Genomic DNA, 12,901 nt, shown 5'->3' with positions numbered 1-12,901 from the left:
GATTCGCTCGTTTTGCTGAACGTGTCGTCGCATGTGCAGTCCCCGGACCAGGATGCCCCCGGCATCGTAGATGTCGAGCAGGCCGAAGCCGCCCTCGTCGAGCACTACCCGCGTCTGGTGCGCCTCGCCTACCTGGTGCTGCCGCCCAGCCTCGGCCGCAACCGGCGGGCCCTGACCGCCCATTCGCTCACCCAGCGCGCGCTGCCCCGCAGCCGCACGTCGGGCGACGAGGCGGCCGTCCCCGTGCAGCGCGCGGGGGACGGCCGCGGCCAGGGCGATCCGGGGTACGCGTACGTACGCCTTCGCGTCGTGCGCACCGCCCTGGAGGCGGGTCTTCCGCTGCGCTGGACGGCCCTCCCCAAGCGCTCGCAGTTCCCGCCGCTGCTGCCGCAGGTCCGGGGCCTGCGCCTCTTCCCCCGCTCGGGAGGCGCGGACGAACTCGACCTGGACCTGCGGCTTTCCGCCCTCTCCGGTGCGGCCCGCGCCGCCTACGTGCTGCGCGGCCTGGAGCGCCTCGACGACGGCGACGTACGCAAGGTGCTCGACGCGGCGGGCGTCGACGACCCCGGTGACGCGCTCGCCGAGGCCGACGGTGTCGACGCCCGGTACGAACTGCTCGCATCGCCCGAGTTCGACCCCTGCTCGCTGCAGGCGCGGCCCACCGATCTGATGCGGCGCAGGCAGCACATGAAGGCCGCGGGTGTGGCGGTGGCCGCCGCGCTGGTGTGCGGGGCGCTGCTCGGGCTCCCTGGCGACGGCTGGGCGCCGGACGGGGCCGCTGCTCCCTCGTACGCGAGGAACCCCGCGGGGCAAGCCGCCCTGGATCCGGGGAAGTTGACGTTGATCGGGGCCGCCGAGTGGAAGCGGTCCGCAAGGACCGACTTCTCCGTGTGGCCCGCCCGGGGTGAACTGACCGGCGACAAGGCCCTGTTGCGCCGCGCCCTCGCGGTGTGGGCGCGGCCCGGCGAGTCGGTACAGGTGTCCGCCACGCCCGGCACGGCGGCCGGCGCTCCTCCCGGCCCCGCGCAGCTGCTCTTCGCGGGCGAGGTCGACGCGGCCCGGGTCGTGCTCCTCTACGACGGTCTTCGCATCGTGCGGTACGCCGAGCCGAAGGACGGCACCAGCGGCGCCGCGCTCGACTTCGCGCGCGTGGACGGTGCGGACAGCACGGAGGCCGGTGCGGTGATCGTCAACCGCACCGACGGCAACGTCCGCTATCTGACGGCGCCTTGGGTGAAGGGTGCGGCCGTCCGCGACCTGGTCAAGGGGTCCGCCGCCACCACGCTCAAGCGGGACAAGTCCGGCGTCACCGAGCCCTTCGCCAGCCCCGCGCAAGCCAGTTCGTGCACGTCGTGGAGCGCGCTGCAGCTGCGCGACAACTCCGGCACGGACCGCCTCTCCACCGACCTGGGCGAGCTCGTCCCCGCCCACCTGACGGCCGGCCGCCCGCAGGCTCCGCGCGAGGCCACCGCCGCGGACTGGTCCGCGACCGCGTGCTCCCTCTCCGCGGCACGGTCGAACGGGGTGCGGACGGTGAACGCGTGGGCGTACGCCCGCCAGGCGTTGCCCGAGGGCAACGGCCTCGCGCAGTGGGTGTGCACGCGGGCCGACACCTGGCGGGGCGGCGGGAGCCGACTGCTCGCGCAGTTCCGGGCGACTGGGACGGCGGCCGCCGCCGTCGTGGCGAAGGCGGAGGACGCACCGGCCTGCGGCGGCCGCGAGCCCGCGGTGCTCGCCGGGGTGCGCTGGAAGTCACGGGGCGGGACCTGGTACCTGCTGGGCGCCGGCAGCAAGGAGGTCACGTCGGTCACAGCGTCGGGCGGCACAAAGACGCCCGGCAACACCCTGGCCACACCGGTCGGGCGAGGCGCCCGAGCGGGCCTGAGCGGCAGGCTCACCGACGGCGGCAAGATCTCTACGCTGCGTTGAGGCGCGCCCGGCATGGTCCGGGGGCGAGCCTCGGACGAGACGGGCACGCCCTGGTCCCACCGGACGAGACGGGTACACCTTGGTCCCACCGGCCAAGACGCGTACGCCCCGATCCCACCGGACGACACGGGTAGGCCCTGATCCCCACCGGCAGCCGTCCAGGCCCCGCCGGTCTCGTCCAGGGCAAGCGTCGGCCAAGACGAGTGCGCCCTGGCCCCACCGGACGACACGGGTAGGCCCTGGCCCTCACCGGCCAAGACGGGTACGCCCCGGTCCCACCGGACGACACGGGTAGGCCCTGATCCCCACCGGCCAAGACGGGTACACCCCGGTCCCATTGGCCAAGACACGTACACCCCGACCCCACCGGACGACACGCGTACGCCCTGATCCCCACCGGGCAGCCGTCCAAGCCCCGCCGGAGCGGCCGCTCCCGTCCAGCTGGATGCTGCCGCGGCCCCGCCGGGCCGGGCGCGCCTGCCGGAACCGTGGCCCCAGCCCGCCGGGCCGCCCTTCACCCCAACCGCTTCTCCAGCAGCAGCACCCCATAAGTGCTTCCGTCCGCCGCCACCTTCCCCGGCAGCTCTCCCACCACCGCGTATCCCGCGGCCTCGTAGTAGTCGCGCAGCCGGGGGTTGGACGTCACGCAGTCCAGGCGGCAGCGGTCCAGGCCCGTCTCGGCGATCCGCTGTTCCGCGCGGGCCAGCAGCGCGCGGCCCGTGCCGGGCGGGGCGCCGCGGCGGGTCATCAGCCGGTGTACATACCCGGCGACCGGCGGCTGGACGCCCCAGGCGGGCTCGTCCGCCCACCAGATCTCGTACGCCCCGGCGACGGCCGCGCCGTCGTACGCGAGCCAGACCTCGTCCGAAGCGATCCGCTGCCGGAAGTGCTCCGCGCCCTTCCCGCCCGGCTTCCACTGGTCGATGCCCCGCTCCAGCATCCAGCGCGCGGCGCCGTCGTAGAGGGCGACGAGGGTGGTGATGTCCTCCTCGTCGGCCGGGCGGTGGGTCAGCCGCGCTGCGGCGTCCGTCGTCGTCATGCGGGAAATGTACGACGTGCCGCTGGTCAGGCCTGCTGGGGGGCCAGTTCGAGCAGGCGGGTGATCAGGCCGGCGAACAGGCCGTCCGCCGGTTCATCGGCGAGCACGGCGCGCAGGATGTCCGCCATCTCCTCGTCGAATGCCGCGCTCACCGCGGTCAACGCCGCGAAGTCGTGGACCAGTTGGAGTTCGAGCTCTCCGCGCGGGATGCGGCGTCCGTCGAGCCAGATCAGTGCCGTGGACTCGGCGAGCGAGATCCAGGAGCGGATGACGAGCTCAAGTCGCGCGGGCGGGTCCGTGACGCCCAGGTGCGCGAGGATCTGGACGTACGCGGCCTGGCGCACTGAATCGATCAGCGCGTTCGTCGTCGACGAACCGACCGCGGGGCCGCCGCGCATCAACGCGGAAAAGCCGGGACCGTGGCCGTCGACGAAGTCGAAGAAGCGGCCCATCACCCGCAGCAGCCGAGCCCCCAGCGGGCCCTCTCGGGGCTCCATGAAACGCTCGGCGAGGTCGTCGGCCGCGCGCTGCAACGCCGCTTCGAACAGGCTGAGTTTGCCCGGGAAGTAGTGGTAGACCAGCGGTCGCGAGATGCCCGCGGCCGCCGCTATCTCATCGATGGACACATCGTCGGGCGAGCGGTGGCTGAACAGGTCGAGGGCGACCCCGATCAGCTGCTGCCGCCGCTCTTCGACACCCATTCTGCGGCGCACCCCGGTAGTCATGCGAACACCTTACCGAGCGGATCCGGCCGTCCAAGGGGCTGGTCCGCCCCAACTGTTCACATGTCGAGGACGATGCGGCCCCCGTTCGCCCGCGACACACAGATCAGCATCGAGTCCGCGCGCTCCGCGTCCGTCAGCAGCTCGTCCCGGTGGTCGATCTCCCCTTCCAGGACCCGCTGTTGGCACGTTCCGCAGAATCCCTGCTCGCAGGAGTACAGGGTGTCGGGCAGCTCCGCGCGCACCGCGGCGAGGACCGTGGAGTCGGCAGGCACCTCGATCGTCCGTCCGCTGCGGCGCAGTTCGACCTCGAAGGATGCGTTGCCGTCCAGGGACGTGTGTGGCGTGAACCGCTCCAGGTGCAGGTCGCAGCCCTCGGGGAGCGTCTGCGCGACCGCCTCCATCAGACCCTCGGGGCCGCACACATGGACGGCGGTGCCGGGCGGCGCCGCCGAGAGGAAACCGGCCAGGTCAGGCTGTCCGCCCTCGTCGTCGGCGGCGACCGTGACCCGGCCGTCCACCGCCCCGCCCAGCTTCTCGACGTCCTCCAGGAAGGGCATGGAGGCGCATGACCGGCCCGTGTACAGCAGCCGCCAGTCATGCCCCGCCGAGTCGACGGCCCGCAGCATCGGCAGGATCGGCGTGATGCCGATGCCGCCCGCGACGAAGACGTACCGCTGCGCGTCGGCGAGCGGGAAGCGGTTGCGCGGCCCGCGGATCTCGACCTCCACCCCCTCCTGAAGCTGCTCGTGCACCTCGCGCGAGCCGCCCCGGCCGCCCTGCTCCGCGCCGATGAGACGGGTCGCGACGGTGTACGAGGAGGTGTCCTCGGGGTCCCCGCACAGCGAGTACTGCCGGACGAGACCCGACGGGAGCACGAGATCGAGGTGGGCGCCCGGCTCCCAGGGCGGCAAGTCCTCGCCCTCCAGGCGCAGTTGTACGACACCGTCGGCGACCGTCTCGTGCCGGGTGACCAGGAGCCGCAGCGCGCGCGAGCGCGGGCGTCCCGATATCGGCTCCTCCAGGGCGGGCAGCGGCCACAGCGGCGATGCGCCGATGCGCCGCCGCATGGCCCGCTTGGCGAGGACCGCCGCGCCCGTGACGAGCAGGACGGTGCGGATGCGGGGCATGTCAGCGGGCTCCGTTCGTCGCGGCTTCGGCGGCGGTCGCCGCGGGCGATGAGGCGAGATAGGCGAGAGCCTGCTCGGTGCTGCCCTCCTGGGAGGGGTGATAGTCGCGGCTCAGATAGCGCGGGATGGAGCGGATCATGTCCGGCGTCGTCGGCAGCATGCCCTGCCGGCCGCCGTTGTAGAAGTCCTTGAACGAGGCCTTGCCGCCGATCAGCGTCGGGTCGTTCTCCATGAAGAACCGCGCCCCGCGCTGCCAGAGGAACACCAGGGCGGAGAAGGCCGTGGCCCAGGTCCTCGCGCGCCGCCGGTAACTGCCGTCGACGTGCAGGAACAACTCGAAGGCGACGGAGCGGTGCTCGACCTCCTCCGCGCCGTGCCAGCGCAGCAGATCCAGCATGGTCGGATCGGCACCGCGCCGGTCCAACTCCTCCGCGTTCAGGACCCAGTTGCCGAGGAAGGCGGTGTAGTGCTCGATCGCCGCGATCATCGCGACGCGCTCCATCAGCCACCACTTGCGGGCCTTGCCCGGCGGCAGCGTCTTGTCGCCGAGCAGCTTCTCGAAGAGCCAGTCGACCTGGGCGGTGTACGGCGTCGGGTCGAGGCCCTGCTCCTTGAGGTGGGGCAGCACCTCGTCGTGCGCCTGCGAGTGCATGGCCTCCTGGCCGATGAAGCCGATCACGTCCTCGCGGAGCCGCTCGTCGCGTATGTACGGAAGGACCTGCTTGTACACGTGGACGAACCAGCGTTCGCCGGCGGGCAGCAGCAGGTGGAGGACGTTGATCGTATGCGTGACGAAGGGGTCGCCCGGCACCCAGTGGAGCGGGGTGTTCTCCCAGGAGAAGGAGACTTTGCGTGCCTTGAGCGCGGTGTGCTCGGACGCGACGGGCTCGGGCGCCCGGCTCTGCGTATTAGACATGGCGTCAATGTACTGATGGGTAAGTCTTCGGGTACAGGTGTGTGCAGGGGATTCTTCGGCGATTGTTCTGGGAGGCCCGATGACAGCCGTCGGGGCCGCAACGCGATGTCGTTCTCGTGACCTTCGCCTTCCGCGCGACGTTCATCGAGGTGTCCGCACCCCGTATCCCCGAGGGACTTCATGACCCAGCACGTCACGGCCGCCCTTCCCTCCGACGCCTCGTCCGACGCCGCCGAGCGCCGCGACTGGTGGCGCGAGGCCGTCATCTACCAGGTCTATCCGCGGAGTTTCGCCGACGGCAACGGCGACGGCATGGGCGATCTGCCGGGCATCACGGCGCGTCTCCCGCATCTGCGGCGGCTCGGCGTCGACGCCGTGTGGCTCTCCCCCTTCTTTGTGTCCCCGCAGGCCGACGCCGGGTACGACGTGGCCGACTACCGCGCGGTCGACCCGATGTTCGGCACGCTGCCGGACGCCGACGATCTCGTACGGGAAGCGCACGCGCTCGGCCTGCGGGTGATCGTCGACGTGGTGCCCAACCACTGTTCGGAGCAGCACGATTGGTTCACGCGGGCGCTGCGCGAGGGGCCGGGTTCGCCGTGGCGGGAGCGCTTCCACTTCCGTCCCGGCAAGGGTCCCGACGGCTCCGAGCCGCCCAACGACTGGGAGTCCGTCTTCGGCGGCCCGGCTTGGACGCGGGTGGCGGACGGCGACTGGTATCTCCACCTCTTCGCGCCCGAGCAGCCCGACTTCAACTGGGAACACCCGGCGGTGCACGAGGAGTTCCGCTCCGTCCTGCGCTTCTGGCTCGACCTCGGCATCGACGGCTTCCGCATCGACGTGGCGCACGGCCTGATCAAGGCGGCCGGGCTGCCCGACATCGGCCACAGCGAGCAGGTGAAGCTGCTCGGCAACCAGGCGGTGCCGTACTTCGACCAGGACGGCGTGCACGCGATCTACCGCGAGTGGCGCCAGATCCTCGACGAGTACGCGGGTGAGCGCGCGGCGGTCGCCGAGGCGTGGACGCCGACCGTGGAGCGCAGCGCGCTGTACATCCGCCCGGACGAACTGCACCAGGCCTTCAACTTCGAGTATCTGACGACGGGTTGGGACGCCGCCGCGCTGCGCGCCGTCATCGACCGCTCCCTCGACGCGATGAACGCCGTGCACGCGCCGGCGACCTGGGTGCTCTCCAACCACGACGTCGTACGGCACTCCACCCGCTTCGCCGACGGCGACGCGGCCCGCGGCCTGCGCCGGGCCAGGGCGGCGACGCTCCTGATGCTGGCGCTGCCCGGCTCCGCCTACCTCTACCAGGGCGAGGAGCTCGGCCTGCCCGAGGTCACCGAGCTGCCGGACGAGGTGCGCCAGGACCCCGCGTTCTTCCGTACGGCGGGGCAGGACGGGACGCGGGACGGGTGCCGGGTGCCGCTGCCGTGGTCCGGGGAGCGGGCGCCGTTCGGCTTCGGTCCCGTCGAGGGCGGCCCTAGCTGGCTGCCGCAGCCGGACAGCTGGAAGGACCTGTCCGTGGCGGCCCAGGAGGGCGACCCCGGCTCCACCCTGGAGTTCTACCGCCGTGCGCTCGCCGTGCGCCGCGAGCACCCGGCGCTCGGCGCGGGCCACCAGGTGGAGTGGCTCGACGCCCCCGACGGCGTCCTTGCCTTCCGACGTACGACGCCCGGCGGCACGTTCGTCTGCACGGTGAACCTCACCTCCGAAGCCGTCACCATCCCCACGCCCGGCACTGTGCTCCTGTCGAGCGCGGACCTGGATCCCGCCTCCGCAGAAGTGAGCGTCCCGGCGGATTCGGCGGTCTGGTGGGCAGCCTGAGATGTGACCGGTACAGTCCAATCCTGTGACCGCGCGACTGGCCGACATCGCAGCGCAGGCGGGGGTCAGCGAGGCAACGGTCAGCCGGGTGCTCAACGGCAAACCGGGCGTCGCAGCGGCCACCCGCCAGTCCGTGCTTGCCGCACTCGACGTGCTCGGCTACGAACGTCCGGTGCGGCTGCGGCAGCGCAGCGCGGGTCTCGTCGGACTGATCACCCCGGAGCTGGAGAACCCGATATTCCCCGCGCTCGCCCAGGTCATCGGGCAGGCCCTGACCCGCCAGGGGTACACACCGGTCCTCGCGACGCAGACCCCGGGCGGCTCCACTGAGGACGAGCTGACGGAGATGCTCGTGGACCGCGGCGTCAGCGGCATCATCTTCGTCTCGGGCCTGCACGCCGACACCACGGCCGACATGGGGCGCTACGACCAGCTGCGCGCACAGGGAGTGCCGTTCGTCCTGGTCGACGGCTTCTCCCCCAAGGTGCGGGCGCCCTTCATCTCGCCGGACGACCGCGCGGCGACCCGCCTCGCGGTCACCCACCTCGTCTCCCTCGGTCATACGCGCATCGGGCTCGCCCTGGGCCCGAAGCGGTTCGTGCCCGTACAGCGGAAGATCGAGGGCTTCGTACGCACGATGCGGGACCAGCTGGCACTGCCCCCCGACGCGATCGAGTCGGAGCTCGTCGAACACTCGCTGTACACGCTCGAAGGCGGACAGGCAGCGGCGTCCGCGCTCCTGGACCGCGGCTGCACGGCCGTCGTCTGCGCCAGCGACATGATGGCGCTGGGGGCGATACGGGCGGCGCGGCAGCGCGGCCTCGAGGTCCCGGACGACGTCTCGGTGGTCGGTTTCGACGACTCTCCCCTGATCGCGTTCACCGATCCGCCGCTGACCACGGTGCGCAAACCGGTGCCTGCCATGGGCCAGGCGGCCGTGCGTACACTCCTCGAGGAGATCGGCGGCACCCCCGCTCCGCACAGTGAATTCGTGTTCCTGCCCGAGCTGGTGGTTCGAGGTTCAACAGCCTCTGCCCCTGGGGGACGAACTCGTCCATAGGGCGTAGGGAATGCGACCTGAACCAGACCTTGGGATGATCGGGCATAGGGTGGGAATCTGGCAGACTCTGTGCCTATGGGTGAGATGACGTGACGACACTGGAAGGCCGGCAGCGGCCCACCACATCACCCAATGCGGGCGAGGAGACCGACCGCACGGGGCGGGCTTTCCTGGGCCGGTTGCGCACGCCGCGGCGCCCGCGGCTCTGGTTCGAGATCCTGCTGATCGCGGTGAGTTACTGGACGTACTCCCTGATCCGCAACGCCGTGCCGGAACAGAAGTCACAGGCCCTGCGCAACGCCGACTGGATCTGGCACGTGGAGCAGAACCTGGGTCTTGCCGTGGAGGAGAGCGTCAACCACGCGGTGAACTCGGTGACATGGCTCATCGTCGGCATGAACTACTACTACGCGACGCTGCATTTCGCGGTGACGCTGGGTGTCCTGGTGTGGCTGTTCCGCAACCATCCGGGACGCTACGCGGCCACCCGCCTCGTGCTCTTCGCGACCACCGCGGTGGCCCTGGTCGGCTACTACCTGTATCCGCTCGCACCGCCGCGCCTGATGAACGGCAACGGCTTCATCGACACGGTCCTGGTCCACCAGACCTGGGGCTCGATGGCCTCCGGCGACCTCAAGCACATGTCGAACCAGTACGCGGCGATGCCCTCGATGCACATCGGCTGGTCCCTGTGGTGCGGCCTGACGATCTTCGCCCTGGCGTCCGTGCCGTGGGCGAAGGTGCTCGGCCTGCTCTACCCGACGGTGACGCTGGTCGTGATCGTGGCCACCGCCAACCACTTCTGGCTGGACGCGGTGGGCGGCATGATCTGCCTCGCGTTCGGCTTCGCGGTGGCGTGGATCTGGTACGGGAGCATGCCGTACTCGCTGCCGAGGCAGATCGCGGCGCGGGGCGAGAGGGCTGTCCTCGCCCCACCCCTGAAGGCCTGAGGCCCGGCCTCAGGCCTCCCGGTGCGTGATGTGCCCTCCCATCACGGTCAGCCGTACCGGTGCATCGGCCACCTCGTCGGCGGGCGCCGCCACCGGATCGAGGCCGAAGGCCGTCAGATCCGCCCGGAAGCCGGGGGCGATCCGCCCCGCCACCGCCGCCTCGCCCGCGGCGATCGCGGCGTGTGAGGTGCAGCCTTCGAGCGCCTGGAGCCCTGTGAGCCCCTGAGCGGGGCCGGCCGCCCCGCGGGGAACCCTCGCGGTCGCGAGCACCTGACGGACGTCGTAGTGCGCGATGGGCCAGTCGGAGCCCAGGGCGACCACCGCGCCCGCGTCCCGCAGATCCCGTGTCCGCCAGGCCCGCGCGGCCCGCTCGGCGCCGAGCCGCTTGGACCACTCATCGGTGTGGTCGGCCCGCGTGTAGGCGGTGTGCGGCGGCTGCATCGAGGCGATGACGCCGAGCTCCGCGAACCTGGGCACCGTGTCGTCGGGGACGGTCTCGATGTGCTCGATCCGGTGCACGAGGCGCCCGCTCGGGCCGAGCCCCGCGACGGTGTCGAGCACGTGGCGCACGGCGGCGTCCCCGATGGCGTGGGTCGCCGTCCGCACCCCGGCCGCGTGCAGCCGGCGTACGGCGTACGCGTACGCTTCCGGGTCCGGCCAGAAGGCATCGGTCCCCTGCCCGTGGCAGTCCGCGTGCTCCAGCCAGGCGGTGCCGCCCTCGACGGTGCCGTCCATGAAGAACTTGGCCCCGCCGACGAGCCAGTGCCGCCCGGCCTCGCGCTGCAGCGCGATGAGTTCCGCGAGGCCGTCGTCGCTGATCCCCGGCATGCACCAGGGTGCGAGCCGCAGCCGCAGCGGAAGGGTCGTCTCCGCCTCGACCGCGGCGAGCAGCTCGGGTACGTCGCCGTCGCCGAGGTCCATCACATGGGCGCCGGTCAGGCCGGTGACCGCCATGCCGGTGAGCAGCTCGACCAGGCGGGTGCGGCGCTCGGCGTACGAGGGCTTGGGCAGGACGGCGGTGAGCAGATCCATGGCGGCGTGCTCGATGAGGTGACCGGTGGGACGCCCCTGCTCGTCGCAGACGACGCTGGCCCGCTGGGCGAACTCGCGCGGGCCTTCGACCCCCGCCGCGCGCAGGGCCGCGCCGCTGACCAGGGCGGAGTGGCCGTCGTAGAGGCGGATGAAGGCGGGTGCGCCGTCGAGCACGTCCTCGATGAGCGTGCGGTCGACGGGGCGCCCGCCGAAGGCGTTGTGGTCGAGCCCCCAGGCGACGATCCAGCCGTCGACGCGGGCCGCTGTGCGCAGGGCCCGGCGGAGCCCGTCGAGATCGCGTACGCCGCTGAGGTCCTCGCCGGTGGCCATGTCCAGGCCGAGGACCGGGTGGCTGTGGGAGTCGACGAGGCCGGGGGTGAGGGTGGCTCCGCCGAGGTCGATCGTCTCGGTGCGGGGGCCTTTCCAGTCGCGTACGTCTTCGGCGCCTCCCACTGCCGCGATGTGTCCTGCGCGGACGGCGAGGGCGGTGGCCTCGGGGCGGCCGGGGTCGAGGGTGTGGATGTGGGCGCCGGTGAGGATGAGGTCGGCGGGGGGCACAGGGAACTCCGTTCGGGGGGGCGGGGGGTGCGGTGGTGGCCGTAGATCACCGCCTTCGGCGAGTTCGTCCTCAAACGCCGGACGGGCTGAAAGAACTGCGGCCGGGCTGGGAAGGCTGCGGGGCAATCGGGTGGGTGGGCGGGGAATCAGCTTGGTTCTGACGCGAAGTTTTCGTACACCGCCGGACGGCGACTGCGCAGGCGTAGGGCCAGCAGCAGGCCGAGGGCGAAGACCGTGGGGGTGACGCCCACCAGGATGGTGTTCACCAGGGGCGTCGCCCCGGTGAAGACGTCGATGTGGGTGGCCACCAGGATCAGTGCCGCACTGAGCAGCAGCGTCGCCACCATCGGCGCCACCACCGTCCGCAGCACCCCCTCCCCGTGACTGATCCGCCGGAAGTAGAACGGGACCGCGATCGCCGCCAGGAGCTGGAGTGCCAACAGGCCGATCATTCCCGGGGTGTTGACCCACAGCAGCAGCTGAGCGTAGGGATCCGCGCCCGCCAGGGCGAAGGCCAGCACCACCACCGCCCCCAGCACCGTCTGCGCGGCCCCTGCCAGGTACGGCGACCGGTGGCGCGCGTGCACACGACCCAGCGCCTTCGGCAGCACACCCTCCTCCGCCAGCGCGAGCCCGTACCGATTGATCGCGTTGTGGAAGGCAAGCAGCGACGCGAGGACGCTCGTGACGATGAGGACATGCATCAGATCGGCCGCCCATCCGCCGACGTACGTCGTGATCGCGGAGAAGAAGAGCCCGGCCGGGTCGGACCCGGCGGCCTTCACGACCTGTGCGTCGCCGAAGGCCTGGATCACCGTCCAGACGATGAAGGCGTAGAACAGTCCGAGGAACGCCACGGCGATGTACGTCGCGCGCGGCACCGTACGGTCCGGATTCCGCGCCTCCCGGCGGTAGATGACGGTCGACTCGAATCCGGTGAACGCCGCGAAGGCGAAGGCGAGCACGGCGGCCGTGCCGGGGACGAGGACGTTGCCGGGCGTGAAGCCTTCCAGGCTCAGGCCCTCCCCGGCGCCGCCCTTGATGAGGACTCCCCCGGCGAGCAGCACCAGGATTCCCGTCTCGGCGACCAGGAGCACACCGAGCAGCTTCGCGCCGAAGTCGATCGAGCGGTATCCGGCGTACCAGATCAGGAGGAGTCCGGCGAGGGACACCGGCAGCCAGGGGATGTCGGCGCCGAAGAGGGCGTGGGCGGTGTCCTGGGTGGCGGTGCCGAGCAGGCCGTAGACGCCTATCTCCATGCCGTTGTAGCCGAGCATGGCGAGCAGCGCCGCGGCGATTCCGGCGGGCCTGCCAAGACCGCGCGTGATGTACGCGTAGAAGGCGCCGCCGCTGCGGACGTGGCGGCTCATGGCGGTGAATCCGACGGCGAACACGGCGAGCGTGATGCCGGCGAGGAGATAGCCGACGGGGGCGCCGATGCCGCCGAGCGCGATGGCGATGGGGGCGACGCCCGCCATGACGGTGAGCGGGGCGGCGGCCGACACGACGAAGAAGGCGATGTCGGCGGTGCCGAGGGAGCCGGTCCTGAGGGTGGGTGCGTCCTCGACGGCTGGTCTTGGGGCGGTGGTGGACATGCGGAGGGAAGCCCTTCTGCGGCAGGCGGGGGCAGGGGGCGCGGCAGTGGGGAGTGGCCGCCGCGAACCCGAAACCTAAAGGCTTTCGGTTTCGGCAATGTAACCTCATCGACGGGCATCCGGGAAGGCTTCACGGGGAG

10 protein-coding genes are annotated in these 12,901 nt (G+C 71.7%); 4 read left to right on the top strand and 6 right to left on the bottom strand.

Features of this window, described 5'->3' with window-relative positions:
* Positions 1-21: 21 nt before the first annotated feature.
* A complete protein-coding gene (locus OG453_RS13485; protein WP_266867715.1) occupies positions 22-1,929 on the top strand; it encodes a hypothetical protein in 1,908 nt (635 codons plus the stop codon).
* A 514-nt stretch (positions 1,930-2,443) separates the two neighbouring features.
* Here OG453_RS13485 and OG453_RS13480 read toward each other — a convergent pair.
* Genes OG453_RS13480 through OG453_RS13465 form a run of 4 tightly spaced genes read right to left on the bottom strand, consistent with a single transcriptional unit; the run spans position 2,444 to position 5,736 of the window.
* Positions 2,444-2,968 carry a GNAT family N-acetyltransferase gene (locus OG453_RS13480; RefSeq protein WP_266867714.1) on the bottom strand — a complete coding sequence of 175 codons (525 nt, stop codon included), beginning with the start codon at positions 2,966-2,968 and terminating at the stop codon, positions 2,444-2,446.
* Between the two features lie 26 nt (positions 2,969-2,994).
* Positions 2,995-3,693, bottom strand: coding sequence for a TetR/AcrR family transcriptional regulator (locus tag OG453_RS13475; protein WP_266867713.1), 699 nt, complete (start codon positions 3,691-3,693; stop codon positions 2,995-2,997).
* Between the two features lie 56 nt (positions 3,694-3,749).
* Positions 3,750-4,820, bottom strand: a complete 1,071-nt coding sequence (locus OG453_RS13470; RefSeq protein ID WP_266867711.1) for a PDR/VanB family oxidoreductase — start codon at positions 4,818-4,820, stop codon at positions 3,750-3,752.
* 1 nt (position 4,821) lies between these two features.
* The gene (locus OG453_RS13465; protein WP_266867709.1) at positions 4,822-5,736 is read right to left on the bottom strand and encodes a metal-dependent hydrolase; all 915 of its coding nucleotides are present in this window, start codon (positions 5,734-5,736) and stop codon (positions 4,822-4,824) included.
* Positions 5,737-5,916: 180 nt separating this feature from the next.
* Between OG453_RS13465 and OG453_RS13460 the strand changes: the two genes are divergently transcribed.
* From OG453_RS13460 to OG453_RS13450, 3 genes are all read left to right on the top strand, one after another.
* Positions 5,917-7,566, top strand: coding sequence for a glycoside hydrolase family 13 protein (locus OG453_RS13460; RefSeq protein ID WP_266867707.1), 1,650 nt, complete (start codon positions 5,917-5,919; stop codon positions 7,564-7,566).
* Positions 7,567-7,591: 25 nt separating this feature from the next.
* Positions 7,592-8,626, top strand: a complete 1,035-nt coding sequence (locus OG453_RS13455) for a LacI family DNA-binding transcriptional regulator (protein WP_266867705.1) — start codon at positions 7,592-7,594, stop codon at positions 8,624-8,626.
* Between the two features lie 89 nt (positions 8,627-8,715).
* Positions 8,716-9,576 carry a phosphatase PAP2 family protein gene (locus tag OG453_RS13450; RefSeq protein ID WP_266867703.1) on the top strand — a complete coding sequence of 287 codons (861 nt, stop codon included), beginning with the start codon at positions 8,716-8,718 and terminating at the stop codon, positions 9,574-9,576.
* Positions 9,577-9,585: 9 nt separating this feature from the next.
* Here the strand turns inward: OG453_RS13450 and OG453_RS13445 are convergent, their stop codons facing one another.
* Positions 9,586-11,166 carry an amidohydrolase gene (locus OG453_RS13445; RefSeq protein WP_266867701.1) on the bottom strand — a complete coding sequence of 527 codons (1,581 nt, stop codon included), beginning with the start codon at positions 11,164-11,166 and terminating at the stop codon, positions 9,586-9,588.
* A 146-nt stretch (positions 11,167-11,312) separates the two neighbouring features.
* Entirely contained in the window at positions 11,313-12,761 is a 1,449-nt protein-coding gene (locus tag OG453_RS13440; protein WP_266867699.1) for an APC family permease, read from the bottom strand.
* Between the last annotated feature and the right edge of the window lie 140 nt (positions 12,762-12,901).

Origin of the sequence: Streptomyces sp. NBC_01381, assembly GCF_026340305.1 — a bacterium.
Taxonomy (GTDB): Bacteria; Actinomycetota; Actinomycetes; order Streptomycetales; family Streptomycetaceae; genus Streptomyces.
Note: the sequence above shows the minus strand (reverse complement) of the source record. Positions and strands in the feature narration are given on the sequence as shown.